This is a genomic window from Marinomonas sp. TI.3.20 (assembly GCF_038155025.1).
Lineage (GTDB): Bacteria > Pseudomonadota > Gammaproteobacteria > Pseudomonadales > Marinomonadaceae > Marinomonas > Marinomonas flavescens.
The window spans coordinates 15,204-35,991 of sequence record NZ_JBAKAS010000022.1 but is presented as its reverse complement, the minus strand read 5'-3'; the positions used below and the strand labels follow the sequence as shown (position 1 = coordinate 35,991).

General features: G+C 44.1%; 10 protein-coding genes. All 10 read left to right on the top strand.

Annotated elements, in window-relative coordinates; genetic code table 11:
• The first annotated feature begins 346 nt into the window (after positions 1-346).
• The 10 genes from V6259_RS17280 (at position 347) to V6259_RS17235 (ending at position 20,786) form a co-directional block, all read left to right on the top strand.
• Positions 347-3,037, top strand: coding sequence for a hypothetical protein (locus tag V6259_RS17280; RefSeq protein WP_341585584.1), 2,691 nt, complete (start codon positions 347-349; stop codon positions 3,035-3,037).
• Between the two features lie 2 nt (positions 3,038-3,039).
• A complete protein-coding gene (locus V6259_RS17275) occupies positions 3,040-6,159 on the top strand; it encodes a UvrD-helicase domain-containing protein (RefSeq protein ID WP_341585583.1) in 3,120 nt (1,039 codons plus the stop codon).
• A gap of 452 nt (positions 6,160-6,611) precedes the next feature.
• A complete protein-coding gene (locus V6259_RS17270) occupies positions 6,612-6,959 on the top strand; it encodes a hypothetical protein (RefSeq protein ID WP_341585582.1) in 348 nt (115 codons plus the stop codon).
• 330 nt (positions 6,960-7,289) lie between these two features.
• Entirely contained in the window at positions 7,290-8,771 is a 1,482-nt protein-coding gene (locus V6259_RS17265; RefSeq protein WP_341585581.1) for a sigma-54 interaction domain-containing protein, read from the top strand.
• Positions 8,772-8,802: 31 nt separating this feature from the next.
• Entirely contained in the window at positions 8,803-12,204 is a 3,402-nt protein-coding gene (locus V6259_RS17260; protein WP_341585580.1) for a DEAD/DEAH box helicase family protein, read from the top strand.
• Between the two features lie 17 nt (positions 12,205-12,221).
• Complete coding sequence (locus tag V6259_RS17255) at positions 12,222-13,820, top strand: type I restriction-modification system subunit M (RefSeq protein WP_341585579.1); 1,599 nt, start codon at positions 12,222-12,224, stop codon at positions 13,818-13,820.
• Complete coding sequence (locus tag V6259_RS17250) at positions 13,817-14,983, top strand: restriction endonuclease subunit S (RefSeq protein ID WP_341585578.1); 1,167 nt, start codon at positions 13,817-13,819, stop codon at positions 14,981-14,983. Before V6259_RS17255 ends, V6259_RS17250 begins: the two co-directional genes overlap by 4 nt.
• A gap of 22 nt (positions 14,984-15,005) precedes the next feature.
• Positions 15,006-18,053 carry a DEAD/DEAH box helicase gene (locus tag V6259_RS17245; protein ID WP_341585577.1) on the top strand — a complete coding sequence of 1,016 codons (3,048 nt, stop codon included), beginning with the start codon at positions 15,006-15,008 and terminating at the stop codon, positions 18,051-18,053.
• Positions 18,054-18,156: 103 nt separating this feature from the next.
• A complete protein-coding gene (gene zorA, locus V6259_RS17240) occupies positions 18,157-20,028 on the top strand; it encodes an anti-phage ZorAB system protein ZorA (protein ID WP_341585576.1) in 1,872 nt (623 codons plus the stop codon).
• Positions 20,028-20,786, top strand: coding sequence for an OmpA/MotB family protein (locus tag V6259_RS17235; RefSeq protein ID WP_341585575.1), 759 nt, complete (start codon positions 20,028-20,030; stop codon positions 20,784-20,786). Before zorA ends, V6259_RS17235 begins: the two co-directional genes overlap by 1 nt.
• Positions 20,787-20,788 lie beyond the last annotated feature (2 nt).

Here is a 20,788-nt window from a genome sequence, read left to right as displayed (position 1 = left end):
CCTTTGTTTGATGTCCTCAAAACTTGATGATAATGCAAAGTCTTTAGGTTATTTGTTAAGGCAATTATGAGAAGAGGTAACGACATAACCTGTCGTTTCAGCTGTTAAGATGGTTTTCTAATTAAAATATTATTGTGTAACACACATTCAGCTCTACTTACAGTCAACTCTGCAATAGCTACTTTTAGACTGTTGAAGTACTCTGGGCTAATGCAAGCGAAATGATGCCTTGATAATTTTATATAAGGTATGTCATTAAAGTACGGGAGTTTTAAAAGTCACTTAAATTCCAAGCACGGTAGTAAATTAGCTTGAGCATTATTTCAAAATGTAAACGGAGATACGTATGAAAATTATTGCTGGTCTTGGCTATGATGATCGATTACCCAATGATTTACCTGAGCATTACAACTCTTTGATTTGTGGTGAGCAACGGCTTATTGCCGAGCTTGAATTTCGCGCTGGGATCGTGAGCCCAGAAGGATCTCAGGTTGCGCGCACTGTGGCTTACTTAAAAGCACTGAAAACCGCCGATGAGGGCAAGCGATTCTACAGCCAGTCATTGCTTGTTGATCCAATGGCCAGTGCTGAATCATTGCTGGCATGGCGGGACTGGGCCATCCTTCATGGTTGGCAACATGATTCAAGAAGCGCTGATAAAGGACGCATGGCTGACTTAGCAGCAGTTGAGGGGGGATTCGAAACTGTCGGAAGTTCGCTTGGCGAACGTATTTACGCTCTTCTCCCTAGACTCAACTTGTTGGCTTCAAGTGTTACTTCGCTTGAGCTTCACCACCCGCGCTTCAGTTGGCCTGCACTGTATCAAAATCTGTTCGACTCTCTGGAAAGCGCTGGGGTTTCGGTTACGGAAGTATGCATGGCAATCTCGCCGCAAGCGCCAGCAGACTGCGACCTGGGTAAGCTTCAGCGCGCTCTGAGCGATGGATACCAAGGCGCTCTCGGCCTGCAACAGGACGGAACGCTCAAATTGTTCTCTGCCGGAAGTGAGCAGCTCGCAACCGAATACGCAATTCGGGAGGCAAATGATTCGACATTGATCATTTCCCGAGGCGGGCATCACTGCTTGGCTGCAGCTATTGGTCAGCTCGGGGGGAACAACACTGGGCTTGGTGACCTCTCCACTTTTCGCGCTCCAAACCAACTTTTACTGCTAATGCTTCAGTGCGCTTGGCAAACTCCATCGGCAGAAGTATTACTTCAATATTTATCGTTGCCTGCGGGGCGCTTTGGACGTTTGCGTCGAAAGCTTGCACGACGATTTCGTGATCTCCCCGGATACGATCGCAACCACTGGCAGAGCGAGATTGATGAATTCGTATCTGCCGCTCTTGCAGATGGCACTGAGCAAGACGAAGCTAGCTTGCGCAGCGCCATTGATGAATGGCTGCCGATGTGCCTGTGCCCTAGTGACGATGCCATGCCCATCGAGCTAGCCATCTCGTTGACGGACCGCGTCGCAAGGTACTGGAATGCAATGCTCAGTATTTCGGAGCAGGAGCAAGCTAAAACTATCTTTTCTGCGGCTTATGCAGCTTCAGATTCGGTTAGCCAAGCGCTGCGTGAGTGGCCGGAAAGTGACATCAGCAAGATCCAGCTAAATAGATTGATCACCATGGTGTTAAGCGTTGGCAATAGCTGCTTACGTAGTAGTCGAGAGACATCCTGTTTTGATGTGGTCAGTAATGCCGAAGTCACACAACTGCGGACTCGTTCAATTAGCAAGATTACCTGGATAAACCCGGAGATCTCTAACCTGATTGAGGTACCGCCGCTATCGCAAGAGGAATTGAGTGGTATCCCTTTGGCACCCGCCCCATCGCAACAGGCAATTTTAGAACAGCAGGCTTTGGCTCGAAGTCACGCGCCATTATTGGCTGCTGAGCAATCACTGACACTAATTGCGACCCGTTCGAATCCAGAGTTGTTGAAGTTGCAAATTGGCAGTTTGGTGGATGCTGACACTTGGCCACCTTTGGAAGATGCGATCCTCTCTAACAAAGGTATTGGAGCATCAGCACAGCCGGTGAATGATACCCCATTGCCAGAAGCGCAGCGCTGGTGGTCGCTCGATTGTCCAATTCCCGTACCTCGCTCTGCAGAGTCATACAGCAGTCTGGCAACTTTGGCACTCAAGCCTCACGAATACGTGTTGAAATATGCTGCTCAGATCCGTGAAGGGGCAATTGAGTCTTTATCGGCGGATGTGCGTTTGAAAGGTAACCTAGCACACCACTTGATCGAAGCCTGGATTAATCAGCATCCATGGACCGGTCAGCCGATTGCTCGCAGTGATATCAGCGCTTGGTTGGACTGTCAGCTTCCGGGAATGATCAGACAAATCGCGTTACCACTGGCACAGCCAGGAATGCAGGTTGAACAATTGAAGTTTCAGCAGCAGATGTTGGAGGCCATGGATAGGCTGCTGCAGGCGATGGTTGCGGCCAAGGTTATTCGAGTAGAGCCGGAGTGTCAGCTTGAGTATGACGATAAGCTCGGCAAGCTGGTCGGAACCATGGATATTTTCTGTGAGTTCGATGATGGGTGCTTCGCCATTATTGATCTGAAGTGGGGTGGATACAACAGGTATCGCGAAGAACTCAAGGCTGGACGCCCGTTGCAGTTGGCGACCTATGCGCACATTGCTGAGGGAAACGGCATTCGGGCGCTTGCCGATGCTGGCTATTTCATCCTGAGTCGCGCCGAGCTGTTATGTAATAGTGCTTTGCTATTTACAACTGCAACGGTTGTCGAGCCAGAGGACCCAACGTCATTGAAGCGCACATGGCAGCAGTTTGACTCAGTCTTACGTTGGCGAATTGATCAGCTCAATGCTGGACAAATTGAAGTGACATATGGCTGCGCTACCCCTGATGACGATTCAACACCACCAAGCGACACTGTAGACCTTGTCTCCATGGAAGAGAGTGCTCGAAAAAGCGGAAATCGCTCTTTTAAAGCAACATACAAGGCCGTCGATACTTGGCGCAATCTCACTGGCAACATCAAGGAGCATTAATCATGACCTTACACTATACCCAAGCTAGCGCCGGCTCAGGCAAAACCTACAGTATTGAACATGATGTTGCGGATAAACTGGAGCGCGGGGATCTGTTACCTAGCGAAATCATCGCGGTTACTTTTACCAAGGACGCTGCAGAAGAGCTAAAGGGCCGGATCAGCCAAGCGTTGATCGGTCGCAACAAGTTAGAACTTGCCACCGGAGTAATGTCGGCTCGCATCGGGACTGTTCACAGCGTATTCGGTCAACTTCTTTCAGACTTCGCTTTTGAGCTCGGGCTCTCACCTGAGCAACGTGTAATAGATGATCAAGATAAACAGCTGGTGCTTGCTGAAGCATTAGACAGCAGCCTAAGCTTGGCTGAAATCAAATCTCTCAATCAATTAAGTCTCCGCCTTAGCGTCGAGGATTGGCGAGCTGACGTGCTTAAAATCATTGAATTGATGCGCACCAATGCCATGCTGGCCAGTGACGCAAATATGTTTGCCCAAACCTCAATCGCTGCACTTCAACGCCATCTACCTACTACTAGTCCAGGGGTTACTGAAGCGGCGTTTATTCAAGCGCTTGAGGACGCAGTGCAAAAGGCCAGGCAGGTCGTTAAACCAACCAAGGGGCTTTTAGGTGCTGTTGACGCTTGCCAACGAATCCTTCGCCAGCAATCTCTAACATGGCAAAACTGGGTAAAGGTGAGCAAGCTCAAACCAACAAAAATGGGCGAGCCCATCTTTGCACAAGCAATGTTCATGGGACTAGAAGTGCTGAAGTGCCAAGCCTTTCAGCAGGAACTTACCGAGTTTATTGCTCTAGTATTTCAAGCAGCGCAGAAGGCAATGGATACCTTTGCTGATATCAAGAAGTCTCGGGGTCTGATTGACTTTGTCGATCAGGAAAATCTGGCTCTTATTGCCATTGACCATCCTGTCGTTCAACAGCGACTCAAAGAGGAGGTCCGTTACCTGATCATTGATGAGTTTCAGGACACTAGCCCCTTGCAGCTCGCTTTGTTCTCCAAAGTATCTGAGCTGGTTGACGATGTCCTCATGGTAGGAGATGCAAAGCAAGCTATTTATGGATTCCGGGGCAGTGATCCAAAGCTCACGCTGGATGTGTTAGACTATGTCCAGCAGGGTGGCGGCCAAACCAATACGCTCTCTAACTCTTACCGTTCGCGCTCAGGTTTAGTTGAGCTGACCAACGAGCTTTTTACTGCTTCGTTTAGCCATCTTTTGAAGCCGGACCAAGTACAGTTGACGCCGAATAGCTCATATTCGCTGGCCAGTGCAGAGTTAGGCTGGTGGACACTCGCTTATGAAGGTCCTAAGAGCAATGAACGTACACTTTCAGCGCTTGCTGAGGGGATTCGTGCTCATATTGAGGCTGGAGTTGAGGTTTGGGATAAAAAGCTGAAGAGACCCCGCCAAGCAATGTGGCGTGATCTGGCCGTGCTTTGTCGCGGTAATGCAGAAGCTGCTGAACTGGCGGGCTACTGCGCTCGGATCGGCATCCCTGTGTCACTAGAGCGAGCAGGTCTGGTGGAGACACCTGAGATCAGCCTAGCACTGGCCTGCCTACGACGCTTGATTGACCCTTCAGACTCCCTAGCAAGCGCGGAAATCCTCACGTTAAATACGGGGGATGGCCCTGAGCAGTGGCTGCAAGACCGTTTAGCTGCAGTATCAGCTGAAGAATCTTGGAAATGGAATAACACTGCGCACCCTGTATTAGAGCGGCTGGCCCGCGCGCGTGAAAACGTTGGATTGTTCAGTATCAAAGAAGCCCTAGATACGGCTTTATTGGCTGGTGGCGTTGCTAACACGGTTTGCCAATGGAACGAAGGAGCCAAACTAACCGAACATCGACTTGCCAACCTGGCTCAGCTTTCCAACTTAGTGAGCGACTATGAAAGCCATTGTTCGGCGCAATTTCTAGCTGCCACACCGACAGGGTTCATCTTGTGGCTGAAAAACCAAGAGCAGCGTTTTGACGACAAGCAAGCGTCAAACCCTGGTGATGCCATTACCATCGCAACCTATCATAAATCGAAAGGACTCGAGTGGCCGATTGTCATCTGCCACAGTCTCGATAGCCCATTAAAGGTATCACTATTTGGTCCCCGGATTACCAGCCAGGCGCTGCCTTTTGATTGGCAACAACCGTTACAGGGCCGAAGCTTGTGTTATTGGCCGAATCCGTTTCCTGGACAACGAGGAAATGATGTTTTAACCACTCAACTGAATCAATCCCCCGAGTGGAAGGATGCTGAACAACAAGCATTGAATGAAGCTATTCAGTTGCTTTACGTAGGCATTACTCGAGCTCGGGACCAACTGATCTTAACCACGATTGGAAAAGAGGATGCTGTTGAAGGCTGGCTGCAGTTGCTCAATAACAGCGCATTGCCACCAGCTCAAGGGCTTCTCAAATTATCTTCGGGAGCGACACTGAACGTTGATAAGCAAACATGGATCAAATCGGATGTAGCTTCTGCGTCGACTAATACCAGATCTCGCCATTGGTTGGCTCCCAAACTACAGTTAACTGAAGTGACAGCCGTAGACTACTTCCAACCAGCATCGAAGATTCCACCACATACGCAGAGCGCCTGCAGTGTTTTGCATGACTTTGGAAATCGAATTCCAATCAACGGTAAACCCAACATGGATCAACTAGGTTCAGTTCTTCACCATTGCTTGGCTTTGGTTCTTGCTAAGCCTGATTTGGATGTCGAGATTCTGAATGAGTTGGTCAAAGCTGAGTTGCCGGGTGTTGTGCAAGGCGATCACATCTTTAAACAGGGGTTGGCTTTGTTTGATTGGGTCAAAACCCGATATCCAGATGCCGTTCTGCACACCGAGATGCCAATCATGCTGATGCTCAGTGATGGAGGTCTTCGACAAGGAGCAATTGACCTGGTTGTGGAGGCGGACGAGGGCTGGATTGTTATTGACCACAAATCGAATCCGCAGCCGAAGGATAAATGGCTTGATATAGCACAAGAGCATAGTGGACAATTAAAAGCTTATCGGGACGCGTTAGAAGTACTTTCAGGTAAACCAGTGATTAGCACGTTAGTTCATTTTTCAGTAAGTGGTGGGCTTGTTGAAGTGACTGCGTAGCTGGTTATGAATTTAGTTTAAAGTTACTTGGGGGCTGTAAGTGCTAAAGAAAGAATCCCTAGGATGTATGGAGAAGATAATCATTTATTCATATCGCTGTATTGCTAGGGCTTTATAAAATAAAGAAGCCGCTACATAAGTTTTACACTAGCGGCTTTCTACCTTAAATTCCTAAGAGCTTTTGCTCCCATATTTGGTAGGGCAACTTATTGTGTAGTTGATCTAATAGTTTGCCTGTTGAGCCAATGTCATCACTTTGTTTTTCAACTTGGTGTACCAGTTCGACGGTTAGTTGGTCGTCGTTTAATTGGGTAAGCTGACGACACAGGTTTTGTAGTTCATGGGGCGACAGTTCATCGCTCGTAATTGAGGATCGCCAACAAGACCCGATTCCAAAGGTCGTTAAAGAATGGGGGCGCACTGAAGCCTTTTCTAGTTTTCAGAAACGATTCATGGAAACTACTATCGCAATACCTTCAACATACCACGCTTTGCTTCCAGCATTAGCTCTGATGGCTGGCCATTCGAATGCTACCACAACATTGTCATCCTATACTCATCTGATTGACTATTGGCAATGGCTTACAGTTGAAATGGAATTTAAGAAAGTCAAAACACTGGATGGTACGCTTTCATCATTAGCTAAGATTAACCGTAAACATCTTACTGTGGAGGTGCCGTTTATTGATGAGAACGGAAGATTTATCACCCTTACAGATCTGTCCAACCGAAAACTTCCAGTTTTCTACAAACTTTCAGTGCTGGTACACAATGAAGTGTTTTCAATTTCGCAGGTTTAGTTACTCGATGTTTTTGCTGTATTTGATAGGAAATTTATCAAAATTGGTTGTGTAAGCTGGCTCTTAATTTAAAAAGCTAGTCAGTATAGGCTTCTAGTAAGGGAATTAGGTACCGCTCAGACCAGAAACGGTGCTTTAAATATATTAGGCGTCCTGCGAGTAAGCCTTCAGCCACATCAATTTTTTTCAGTGTACCGTTCAGCCTATTTGTCTAGTTATTGTCAGGATTTATCCTTTATTTGCTCATAAAAAAAGTGCTATGTTACAGACTGTAATGCCATAGGTGGTATTTAACTCATTAAATTAGATACAAATGGATAAGGATTTCCTTTGAGAAAGACGCTGGTAACTTGGATTGGTCAGCATGACTTAGACGGTGCTTTAAAGCTTGAGCATCATGGCCCTATCTATTCCGCCTTGAGTGCGTTTGATTTTGATGAGGTCGTTCTTCTGTGTAACTACTCAAGTCAGCAAGGAAAAAACTACGTAAAGTGGCTTGAAAGCAAATTAAGCGATCAGATTTCTTTGATACTGACGCAAGTTACCTTAGTGTCTCCCGTGGATTTTTCCTCTATTTATATAGCAGCGAATGAATGTCTTTCTGAGCTTGCTCAATCAAAGTGTGAACTTTCTATTTTACTGAGTCCGGGTACACCAGCGATGCAAGCCGTGTGGGTTTTACTTGGCAAGACCAAATATCCAGCGCAATTCATTCAGTCCAGTAAAGAAAAGGGGGCTGAGCTAGTACAAATTCCTTTTGATATTGCGGCTGAATACACGCCATTGGCCAATGTATTATCGTCTACTAAACTGACGCAGTTATCTGAGTCCTTTCCAAATCAAAGCCCTGCTTTTAGCGAAATAGTCACACAAAACCCATTAATGGAGCGACTTAAGCAGCAGGCTCAAATCCTTGCAAAACACGATGTGCCAGTGCTTATTCAAGGTGAAACAGGAACCGGTAAAGAATTATTTGCGAGGGCGATACACAATGCCAGTAACCGAGCGGATCAGCCCTTTGTCGCTGTAAACTGCGGTGCTTTCCCCCTCAACTTGATTGACTCTATTTTATTTGGCCATAAAAAAGGCGCGTTTACGGGCGCATCAGCTGATCGACAAGGGTATTTCCAGCAAGCCAATGGTGGAACACTTTTCTTAGACGAATTTGGTGAGCTAGAGCCCAGTGTGCAGGTAAGATTGCTACGGGTTCTACAAGAGGGCGTTATTACGCCTGTGGGCGCGATCAAAGAGGAAAATGTGAACGTTCGTATTATTACAGCCACACACAGAAACTTGATGCAAGCTATCCATGACGGACGTTTTCGGGAAGATCTTTTTTATCGTGTTGCTGTTGGGGTTCTTTCATTGCCACCACTTCGAGAACGACAGGGTGATATTACTTTATTAGCCGATGCATTATTAGTGGATATGGCAAAGCAAGATATTGCTCTGAGAGGTAAAGAAATTTCTGTAAATGCAAAAAATATTATCCTTTCACAATTGTGGCCGGGTAATATACGTGAATTACGATCTACTTTATTGCGAGCTTCTCTATGGAGTAGTGAAGACGCAATATCGGCTGATGATATCAAACAAGCGTTGTTTGATAGACCTCAGAATAATACCGGTTTGTTAGATAAGGATATTTCGCAAGGTATTGATATTCAAAATATTATTTCTGATTTGGTAAGGCATTACATTCCTAAAGCATTAGCTCATTCCAATGGCAGTAAGTCCAAAGCGGCTGAGTTATTAGGGCTTAAAAACTACCAAACACTAACCAACTGGATGGATAAATACGACGTGAAATAGAAGTTGGCACAGCTTTCGCTATAGCACGAGTATGAAAACAATATTATTTATGAAATCACAAAATTTTGAGTTCCTACGCCCTGAAAACGAAGCATTAGCCAACCTAGCAGGGTTGGCTGAGGCCGTGCTGCATATTGACCCAGGTAGTGCCTTGACTCGTCTTCGCGCCTTTGCTGAAGAGCTAACCAAGGCCATCTATAAAGAAGAGCGCTTACCTCGTTTACCTGAATCAACCTTGAATACTATGGTTCGCGATTCCGTGTTCCAAAACTGTGTAACAAAACCGCTTGTCCATCAATTGAATTATCTACGAACCCAAGGTAATGAAACAGCACATGGTGGAGAAGGGGATTTACGAACAGCTCTTATGGCTCTGGGGACAGCACATCAGTTAGCCTGCTACCTTGGTATTAAATATTACATGAAGAAAAAGGCAGCAATTCCTGAGTTTGTTGAGATAAAAGACAATCGTGCGGATGCTGTTGCGCTGTCTGGGTCCATCAATAAATACAAAGAGGAACTGGAGAAGCAGAAAAAGCTCAACGACGAGCTGCTTGAGCAAATTGAACAAGAACGAACTAAAAACCTTAAGTATCTTGATGCACCTGCCTATCCCGATCAACTTAAACGTAAGCAAGAAAGCCAAGCCGTTGCTGACAGTTTGCAATGGAACGAAGCGAAAACTCGTGAGCTTTTAATTGATGCCATGCTGGTTCAAGCTGGCTGGAATGTCTCTGATCCAGAGCAAGTTGGTATTGAAGTAGAGGTGGCTTTTGAGAATAACCCTTCTGGCAAAGGTTATGCTGATTATGTGCTTTGGGGAAGCGATGGTCAGCCACTCGCCGTAGTAGAAGCGAAGCGTTCTAGTAACAGCTCAGATCAAGCAGGGCGTGAACAAGCTCGACTGTATGCGAATTCGCTTGGGGAGCAATTTGGTCAACGGCCAGTGATCTTTTACACCAATGGTTATGAGACCTTTATTTGGGACGACGTACAATATAATACGCCACGAATCGTCTATGGTTTTTACAGTAAAGAGAGCCTTGAGTATCTTATTTACCAGCATCAATACCGCGACAACCAGCTTGAACAGAATAATCCAAATTTAAAGATTGCGGATCGCTTGTATCAAATCGACGCCATCAAGTCCGTCGCTCATGTTTTCCAAGAGCAGCGTCGCAAAGCGTTAATTATTCAAGCAACAGGGACAGGTAAAACGCGTGTCTCTATCGCCTTGGCTGACTTAATGCTAAATGCAGGCTGGGCAAAGCGAGTGTTATTTCTATGCGATCGAAAAGAATTACGTACTCAAGCTAGCGAAGCATTTAAGGCTAACCTGCCAAGTGAACCACGTTGTGAAATCGGTGATGCGAATAAAATCGACGAGAACGCACGTATTTACGTGTCTACTTATCCAGGCATGATGAACCGCTTTGCACAACTGGATGTGGGCTTCTTTGATTTGATCATTGCCGATGAAAGTCACCGCAGTATCTATAATCGCTACCGTGATATTTTTGATTATTTTGATGCACTGCAGGTTGGGTTAACAGCAACACCGGTAAAATTCATCAGTCGTAATACCTTTGATATGTTTGGCTGCGAGACGACAGCGCCGACCTATGAGTTTGGTCTGCAAGAAGCGATTAATCATGAACCGCCGTATTTGGTGGATTTTAAGGTTAAAGACGTAACGACTGAATTCTTACGTGACGGCATCCATTACCAAGATCTTAATGATGAGCAAAAACGACAGTTAGAAGACGATCTTGGTTTTGACGAAGCGCAAAATGCCAAATATCAAGGCAAAGACATTGGTCGTAAAATTTTCAGTGAAAAAACCGATCAAGAAATCCTTGAAAACCTCATGAATAATGGCATTAAGGATGAAACCAACTCGCTCGTCGGTAAAACCATTATCTTCGCGAATAACCAAAAACACGCCGAGCATTTAGAAAAATTGTTCTGCAAGCTCTACCCTCAATATGGAAATAAAGTGTGTAAGGTCATTCATAACAAGATACCCCATGTTGAGAGCGTGATTAAAGAATTTAAAAAAGGCGATAACGAATTCCGAATCGCGATTTCTGTGGACATGATGGACACGGGTATCGACGTACCAGAAGTGGTAAATCTTGTCTTTGCGAAAACGGTAAAGTCATCCGTGAAATTCTGGCAGATGATTGGACGTGGTACTCGCCTATGTGAAAACTTATTTGGCCCAGGTAAAGACAAAACGGAATTTTTGATTTTTGATCACTACGGTAATTTTGAGTTCTTTGAGCAAGAGTACAAAGAACCTCAAGATGTAGGTGGCAAGCCATTATTGCAGACCTGTTTTGAAGCTCGTGTCACTCTTGCTGTGCAAGCCCTTAAGCATAATCATCGCGACGGTTTCGATACGGCGATTGCGTTAATCAAAGCGGATATTGCCGATTTACCAAGAGACAGTGTAGCTGTACGTAAAGAGTTGCGACAAGTTGATAGGCTACTGCAAGCCAATAGCTTACAGAAACTGAACGCCACCACTCAGCACCTGTTATTAGAAACAATGGCACCACTGATGGCGGTTCGTCCTCTAAAAGACAAGCATGCAACGCAATTGGACCGTTTACTGGCCGCGCTAGAAACAAGTTATATCGAACAGTCATCAAGTTTTGAAGATGGTCGAGACACTTTGATAGAACAAATAGCGAGCTTGGCGATTAATATTCAAGCGGTTCGCCAAAAACAAGCCATTATTGACGAAGTAAACAGCGCTAATTTTTGGCAAGCACCGAGTATTGCTAAACTCGAAAAGGCTAGGACTCAACTGCGCAGTATTATGAAGTTCCGTCAGAGTGATACCAGTGGCGGTTATGACCCACTCAAAACGCGTACGCAAGATGGTGAGGTGCGATCGGAGGCGCGTAAGCACACCTTATTTAACAAAGATGAAATCAGTATTTATCGCCAACGAGCCAAAGAACTGCTCGATAATTTGGTTTCGACGAACCCTATTTTGCAAAAAATAAAAGCCCATGAAACTGTTTCAGAAGATGACCTAAAGAATCTAACCTCGACCATCTTAACAACACACCCAACCGTGAGCTTAGATGCGTTGAATGAATTTTATGGACGCACTGCCGATCAGTTGCATATTACCTTGCAAGAGCTGGTAGGCTTGGAGCCTGCAAAAGTCAATGAACACTTTACTGACTTTGTGCACCTCCATCCGAATTTAACCTCGCAACAGGTACGCTTTATTGATTTATTGAAAACCTACATTGCCAACTACGGTTTTATAGACATTGCCAAACTTTACGAGGCGCCCTTTACGAGCGTGTCGGCCAATGGTGTTGATGGTGTGTTTAAAGAAAGCGACGTAGACGACCTAGTATCTGTACTAAAACCCTTTATTAAACCGACAGCCCCTGGCGCGTCGGCTAGTTAGAACACAAGAGAAAATTTATGTTAACCGGACCAATCCGTAATGATATCGACAAGCTATGGGAAAAATTCTGGACAGGAGGGATTACTAATCCGCTGACTGTCATCGAGCAAATTAGCTATTTGATGTTCGCCCGTATGCTTGATATGCAAGAAGAAGCGGAAGAGCGCAAAGCCAGCCGCACAGGCAAGCCTTGTGTTCGTTTGTTCCCAGAAACCAAGGAAGGTCAGCTACTGCGCTGGAAAAACTTCAAAAACTTATCGGGTAAAGAGCTGCATAAACACCTAAAAAACGAAGTGTATCCGTATTTTTCCAAACTCGGGCAAGTGGCCGACATAGATGAAACGGAAGAAAACACACCAACCAAAGCACTCGGTCACATCAGTGACTACATGGAAGACGCCGATCTAGAAATCAAAAACGAATCTGTGCTGGTGGCTGCCTTAGAAATGGTCGATTCCTTACCGCTAAACCAAAGCGATGTAAAAGGCGACATCTACGAATACCTACTAAGCAAGCTGACAACGGCAGGTATCAACGGCCAGTTTCGTACGCCACGCCACATTATTGACGCCATGATTGAAATTATCGACCCACAACCGTGGGACACTATCTGCGACCCGTCTTGTGGTACGGCGGGTTTCTTGGCACGAACAATGGAATACCTCAACCGTCAGCACACCAGCCCAGAGGCTGTATGGGAAGACGAAGAGGGCAATAAGCATTACCCAGGTGACAAGCTAGAAAACTACCGAGAACACATCAGTGATGACATGTTCTGGGGGTTTGACTTCGATACGACTATGTTGCGCGTTTCTAGCATGAACATGATGCTGCATGGGGTAAACGGCTCGAACGTGCTCTACCAAGACACATTAAATAAATCCATCCGCGAGAACTTCCCTAAGCAAGAAGAAAACTTCTTTGACGTGGTGCTGGCTAACCCTCCGTTCAAAGGCAGTTTAGACGAAACCAATACCAACCCAGAATTGCTCAGTATGGTAAAAACCAAAAAGACGGAGCTTTTATTTGTCGCACATATTTTGCGCTCGCTCAAATTGGGTGGCCGTGCTGCGGTGATCGTGCCGGATGGTGTGTTATTTGGCTCCTCCAAAGCCCACCAACAACTTCGTCAAGAAATGATCGAAAACAACCAGCTAGAAGGCATCATCAGTCTACCAAGCGGTGTGTTTAAACCTTACGCTGGCGTGAGCACCGCAATCTTATTCTTCACCAAAGGCGGTTCTACAGAGCGTGTTTGGTTCTACGACTTACAAGCGGACGGTTACTCTCTTGACGACAAGCGTGCCCCGTTAAAAGGAGACAATTCAAATGACCTGCCAGACGCCATTGCTAAATGGAAAGCCTACCGACAACTGGTGCTAGATAACGCCACGGTAGAGCAAGTAAACGAGCAATTTGGCACTAAGACAGAAAAAGCTTTTGTGGTCGACAAAACTGACATCACCAGCAATAAATACGACCTCTCCATCAACCGCTACAAAGAAGTGGTGTACGAAGAAGAAGTTTACGAAGACCCGAAAGTCATCCTTGGCAAACTCATGACCCTAGAAAACGACATCATGGCTGATTTGAAAGAGTTGGAGGGGATGCTATGACATGGCCGATGGTGAAGTTGAAAGATTGCTGCACTGTGGTCGGTGGCGCTACTCCTAAGCGAGATGTTCCTGAATATTGGAGCTCGTCTGATGTTCCTTGGATTACCCCGAAAGATGTATCAAACTTGAGTGATTCAGTGCTTTATGATGCTCCCGAGTATATTTCTAACTTAGGATATAACAGTTGCGCTACTTACATACTTCCAAAAGGAAGTGTATTGCTGACATCAAGAGCGCCTATAGGCAATGTTGCAATTGCAGGTCGAGATATGTGTACCAATCAGGGCTTCAAGAGCCTAGTTCCATCAGAAAAGACTGATAGCGGCTACCTTTATCATTGCATTAGCTACTTTTCACAAAGGCTTCAAGCATTAGGTAATGGAGCAACTTTCAAAGAGGTATCCAAAAAAACTGTAGAGGGTTTTCAAATCCCTCTCCCACCTCTAGAAGAACAAAAACGCATCGCCGCCATCCTCGACAAAGCCGATGCCATCCGCCGCAAACGCCAGCAAGCCATCCAACTCACCGACGACTTTCTGCGTTCCGTATTCTTAGACATGTTTGGTGATCCGGTTACCAACCCGAAGGGGTGGGAGCCTGCAAAAATGGGTGATCTCATAGAGTTTGCTAAAGATGGACCGCATGTAAGTCCTAAATACTCAGAGTCTGGTATTCCCTTTTTATCTACAAGGCATGTGAAACCTTCTGGGGTAGTTTGGGAGGATTTAAAGTACGTCTCACAAGAAGAAGCCGATGTTCACTGGAAGAAATGTAAACCTCAGAAAGGTGATGTTTTATATACAAAAGGGGGAACAACTGGCATTGCATGTCCTGTTGATTTCGAAAAAGACTTTGCCGTGTGGGTCCATGTTGCATTAGTTCGGCCTAAGCCAAAGTTAGCGAATCATATCTGGCTAACACATATGCTAAATACAAAATTTTGCTATCAACAATCTCAGAGATATACCAGGGGAGCTACGAACAAAGATCTTGGCTTGAAAAGAATGATTGATATTGAAATGTATGCTCCACCAATAGAAGAGCAAGAACGGTTTGTGAAAGTAAGAGAGAAAGTCTTAGGTTTATTATCTAAATTTGATGATTCAAGTAGCGATAGTTTATTTAATTTCCTAAGTCAGGGCGCTTTTGCTGGCAAATTATAAGAATAACAACAAGGACGTTTTAATGAATGTTAGTGGTTTCTCTGTTAATGAGGATTTATGGCAAAGTCTTAGGTCTTGCCAACAAGAAAGTATTCAAACTGCACTAAGTTACTTAAAAAAACCGCTAGATAAAAACGCGAACTCTTGCCTGATTAGCTTACCAACAGGTGCAGGTAAGTCAGGTGTAATAAGTATCGTATCTCACAAAGCTACTCAAAAACGAGTGTTGGTTTTATGTCACCGACGTGCTGTGTGTGATCAACTTTTTAAAGAAATAGACGGAAAGTTCTTTAGTGATCGTGTTGAAGGCGAGGTTATCAAGAGCAAGACTGTTTATAACGATGTGAACGATACTTCAAATAGCGGTATTTATGTTTCAACTTTCCAGAAACTGCAAACTTTCGATAGTGTTCAGCTTGAGCGATTAAAGCAAGATATTGACCTTATTATTATTGATGAGGGGCACGCTGAGCCTTCTCCAGTATGGAGCACATTGGTACGTGGAATTGATGCTCATAAAGTAGTTATAACCGCTACTCCGTACAGGAATGACTTGTATCAATTCGATGTCACCGAAGACGCTAGTTATATTTATACCTTTGAAAGAGCACTTGCAGATGGTGTATTAAAAGAACCAACTTTTGAGTCAATTGCTTTAGCTGAGTTAAGCGGGAAAATTACCGAATTCTTAGAGGCTAATGATGGCACAAAGTGCATTATCAAATGTGAAAAATTCGAAGATATAAAAAGCTACTACGATTTGCTAAACGATGGCTTTTCGGTGTTAGCAATACATGAACAATTTACTAAAGATGAACGAGATAATGTAAAAGTTTCCGTGCCAGCGAACCTTAAAGGTTCTGATTACCAAGTCATTATTCACCAGCGGAAACTGGATGAAGGGGTCGATATTCCTGAAGCTAAATTATTGGTTTTGGCTTATGCCGTGAATAGTGGAAGGGAGCTAGTTCAAACCATCGGAAGAGTAGTTCGTCTATATGGTGATATTGAGCCTATAATTTTGGAAATTGAGAGTGATGCGAATAGCCAAATGTGGCAAAACTACAGACAATTTGATCGCTCACTCGATAGTGCTGACGCAGTTAAAAAATTCATAGCATCACTAGACAGTAATAAGCTAATTGACCGTTACCTAGAAGCATTTCCTGATGTTAGTTATTACGGTAACCGCTTTGTAAGTAAATTTGATCTAAATACCTTTGAACCTGAGCGTTCTCTTAATATCCCAACGGCATCAATTTGTTTTTTAAATCAGTCGCTGGGCTTCAGTATTCAGCTTTTATCAGACCATTTATATTGGCGATGTAATAAATCTGGCGAATTAGCTAGGGAGTTTTCTACAGAATTCGGTGTTCGTGGGGTAATATCAATTGCATTTAATAAGTCTCGGTTTTTAACAGATCAGTTTTTTTTCGAACCTTCACTAGAAATAACATTGTATAAACAGCTCTCGAACAGCGTTGTTGCAATTTATGATAGCCGAGGCCGCAGATTTAATGGTGAGAAAGATTTAAAACTCGGCTCTGCGGTCTCTCTCGATAAACTGCTTAACGTAATGTCATTAGGTGAATCATCTTTAACTAAAGAAGCGAGTAGTAAATCGATTAGCTCCGCTAGAAAACGTCCAGAAAGCATCGCGGTAAAAGGACGAAATTTAGAGCAAATGGCTGATATGCAAGCTAATGCCTCATATCGGTTAGCCACAATGCGTTGTGATACCTATGACCAATATAATAAACCAAAAGGTAGTTATTATGTAGGCGCGGACTCTGGGCGAATTTCAGATCAAAAGGAATCATCGTTTTCTTTAAATGAACTTAATGATTGGCTTACAGACATGGATACCGCTATATCTGCGAATATTGATATAAATAACGCCTTGGTACATTCATATGCAAAACCAATATCTGTTGATGAAAATTTTGAAGCTCACAGCTTGATTTTTGATTTAACAGAGCTTGAGTCTCCAATAAGTATTTTGATAAACGAAGAGCAATATGCAATCGATAACTCGTTTTTGTATTTAACTTATGACAACGGCGCTTTACTTGTTGATGGTATTGAGGAAAGTAAAATCTTAGTCAGCTTCAAGCAAGACGAACCTTATCTAGAAATCACATCAGAAACGGAAATAATATACTCACTTGATGGTGAGGAATACCAAGACATAACTGATTTTCTTAACGAGCATTTACATAAAGCTCTTTTAGCCAATGGTATAAGTTTTTCAAACGATAAGTTCTATCAATTAACGCTTCCAGTGGCTGATAGTTTTGAATTAGGTACTTCCAACCTTGCCAATGTTGTTATCGGGTTAGAATCTCTTGTTGGCGCAAACTTGGATGAAAAAGGGTATCAAAATGGTGCTCATCAGGTTGTTGATGGAGGCTTTAGCAGTGATTCTATTTTCTATCTGGTGGATCAATTAAAAGCTAATGGCTTAGCCAACCCAACAAAAAGTCAATTAGGTCCATTTGCTTCCTACATCCCCGAAGCCGACTTGTTGATTAACACGGATATGGGAACTGAGCCTGCCGACTTCATTGTATCGTCAAAAAACAGGTTAGCATTCGTTCATGTTAAATGTGGTAGTACAACAAACCCGCGTTCATCAGCAGGGGCACTTGCTGAAGTTGGGTCTCAAGCCATTAAAAACATTGAAATGCTAATCAGTGGGAATACTGAACTGAAGCCTTCAAATTGGAGTAGGCTCCATACACCTTGGCCTAGTCCAAATGATACCCCAAATATTCCTGAAAGAATTAGAGTTTTCCAAGGAGCCATGTTTACTGCTCAAAACGAGCAGTATAGGCTAGACAAACTAAATGAGCTATGGGATACAGTTGCTGTAAGAAGGCGTTCAACAGCAGTAAAAAAAGAAATTTGGATTGTCGCTGCAAATAGCTTTTCTGCAAGTCATTTTGAGCAGCAATTAAGATTGGGCGCTCAGGCAAATGGTGAAACTTTACAAGCTTTTCAGTTATTAAATAGTTGGCTGGCCACGGCACATAATAATGATATTGAACTGAAGGTGTTCGTTTCAGTATAGCTTCAAAAGGAACATAAAAGAGCTAATTAATCGTTTAAGTTATAGTCAAAAATAAGACAGAAATTGTCGGAAAGGCTCATATTTTAGTTAACAGGAGTAAACAATGATTGCAGCGTTTTGGTTAAATATCGAGCTTCTTTGGCCATCTTCTTGGCTTGGTCGTTCATTTATATTTGCGATGGGGATAATCTTCTTTTTCGCTATATATCGTGTATGGGTACTTAACCGTCGCGCGAAGAACAATATCCAGCAAATTCAATCTATCTTGGATGGACAAAGTACAGACACTTTGTACGAGAATATTGGCGATATTCGAGACAAAGCCAAAAGTTCAGAAAGCCCTGTCATCCAAAGTCTTTGGCATGAATTTGATGAAAGTCTGGTACTAGATCACCGTGAAAAAGGCGTTTTCAATACGCTTGATGCTGAGCATTTTTTCAATGCCCGAACACTTGCTTCAGGTATTACTTCAAGTCGTCTACTAGCCGCAACACCTTCTTTCTTAACGGCTATTGGCGTATTAGGTACTTTTCTTGGCCTAACAATGGGACTTAAAGGTCTTCACATTGAAAGCAATGAAATTGATGCGTTAAAAGATGGCATTGCTAGCATGATCAATGGTGCTGCGCTAGCGTTTGTGACATCCGTGTGGGGTGTGGCATTAAGCCTTATTCTTAATGTTTTTGAAAAAAATATAGAACGACGAATCATTAAGAAAGTCGTGCTAGTGCAGCAACGAATTGATTTCCTATTCCCACGTTTACCGGCAGAGAAATCTCTAGTAGATATTTCAAAATTCACTGGTGAAAGCAGTGAAGCGCTTCAAGAGCTGCATGAACGTATCGGTGATCGCCTACAAGAAACGATTACTGGTGTGAGTGATAGCATGCAAGAAGCGTTCACCAACGCTCTTAACAATGTGATGGCACCGGCGATGCAATCATTGGTAAGCAATACAAGCCAACAAACCAGTGGTGTTTTAGAACAGTTGATTGGCAATTTTACCGAAAGCATGCAGTCAGCTGGGCGTGGACAAGGCGAGTTGATGCAAAAATCTACTGAAGAAATGCGTCAAGCGGTTGCCACGCTCAGTGACCAGATGAAGACTGTTGTAGATCAGACGTCTAATAATCATCAGGCAATGGCAAAACAACAAGAGCAAGCGTCACTGCAGTTTAATGAGCAGATGCGTGCAATGCTTTCACAAAGTGAAGAGCGTCAGCAAGCGATGGAGTCTAAGTTTGCTGAGACACTGACCACGCAACAACAGGCATTAGCGGAGCGTGAAACAGAGCATCGAGATAAGCTTCAAACTCAGCTGGATAGCTGGCTTGAAAATCAAGTTCAGCTAACCGAAACCATGAAGGATGCTGTAGAGCGCACTCAAGCTCATATGGATTCTGTTATTGAGCAACATCGCGATGTAGTGGGGCAATTAAAAACGGTTGCAGATGCAACAGCGACCAGCAGTCAAAACCTAAGCAATAGCTCAAACCAAATCGGTGTGCTTTCAGGGAACCTTGTTAAAGCGACAGAGCTTTTTGATGCACGTTTAGGCAATATGGTGGACTCTATTAAAGGCATTTCAGATCAAAATGATGCATTGGCATCTCATGTGATTGAACAGGCCAAGGTTCTCCGTGGGCTTGAGACATCTTTGGTCAGCACAGCGGATAAGTTTGGTGACACTGCACAGTTAGCTCAAACCGGATTCAAAGAGATGAAAGCTCATCAAACTGAGTTTATAGCCAATATTGAATCGTCATTTGAGTCTTTAGGTGAGAATCTGAAACAGCAAGTATCTGATATTGAGAAGCAAACTAACGATTGGCTACGTTCATACTCTGGTGAGGTGAACGCTCAAGTTAAAGAGCGTATGGAAACATGGAACGATAAAACTCGTGAATTCAGTGATCAGATGGTGAGAACGGTACAAGGTATATCTGATTTAGTGGATGAGTTGGAGCGTAAGTAATGCGTGTGTTCAAATCTGGGCAAGTCAATGTCGATGAAGAAAACCCATATTGGATGTCTTTTTCGGACATCTTATCAGGGCTATTGATCTTGTTTGTATTGGCCTCTGTTGTGCTTATGGTGGAGCTGATGGAAGCCAAACAAGAGCTGGAGAATAAGCAAGAGGCCTTTACGGAAGAGCTTGAGATGCTTCATAAAGCAGAAGGTGTTCGTAAAACGATTCTTCACGAGGCCGCAGAATTACTTCAACAAAGAGGCATTCAGGTTACCGTAAGTGAGAACGAAACAGTGCTTAGTATCCCGAATGATATCCTTGGTTTTGATAGTGCGGCATTCAACATCGGCCCTCAATTCCAGAGTACAGCTCTAGAAATTGGTGAAGTGTTATCTCAGGTTATCAATCAAGATAACCGAGAGCAGTATTTGGATACTATTTTCATTGAAGGTCACACTGATAGTAAAAACTTCAATGGCATGATGGGCAAAGGTAACTGGGGGCTATCCACTTTCAGGGCAATTTCGTTGTGGGAACTGTGGCGAGACTCTCTACCTGATGCATTGAAACTTGATGGTGTTACAAACCGCGACGGTAATCCATTGTTTTCTGTGAGTGGCTATGCCGCAACTCGACGAGCAGTTGAAACGGAAATAACAGATCAAGACTATCGATCCAATCGTCGAATTGACATTCGTTTTACCATCCGACGTCCAAGCAGTGCAGAGTATGAGTCTGTGAAAAATAGGCTGGAGGTGCAGTAATT

Coding starts and splice junctions, on each gene's coding strand:
- V6259_RS17280 (WP_341585584.1), top strand. CDS start 347: ATGAAAATTATTGCTGGTCTTGGCTATGATGATCGATTACCCAATGAT.
- V6259_RS17275 (WP_341585583.1), top strand. CDS start 3,040: ATGACCTTACACTATACCCAAGCTAGCGCCGGCTCAGGCAAAACCTAC.
- V6259_RS17270 (WP_341585582.1), top strand. CDS start 6,612: ATGGAAACTACTATCGCAATACCTTCAACATACCACGCTTTGCTTCCA.
- V6259_RS17260 (WP_341585580.1), top strand. CDS start 8,803: ATGAAAACAATATTATTTATGAAATCACAAAATTTTGAGTTCCTACGC.
- V6259_RS17255 (WP_341585579.1), top strand. CDS start 12,222: ATGTTAACCGGACCAATCCGTAATGATATCGACAAGCTATGGGAAAAA.
- V6259_RS17250 (WP_341585578.1), top strand. CDS start 13,817: ATGACATGGCCGATGGTGAAGTTGAAAGATTGCTGCACTGTGGTCGGT.
- V6259_RS17245 (WP_341585577.1), top strand. CDS start 15,006: ATGAATGTTAGTGGTTTCTCTGTTAATGAGGATTTATGGCAAAGTCTT.
- zorA (WP_341585576.1), top strand. CDS start 18,157: ATGATTGCAGCGTTTTGGTTAAATATCGAGCTTCTTTGGCCATCTTCT.
- V6259_RS17235 (WP_341585575.1), top strand. CDS start 20,028: ATGCGTGTGTTCAAATCTGGGCAAGTCAATGTCGATGAAGAAAACCCA.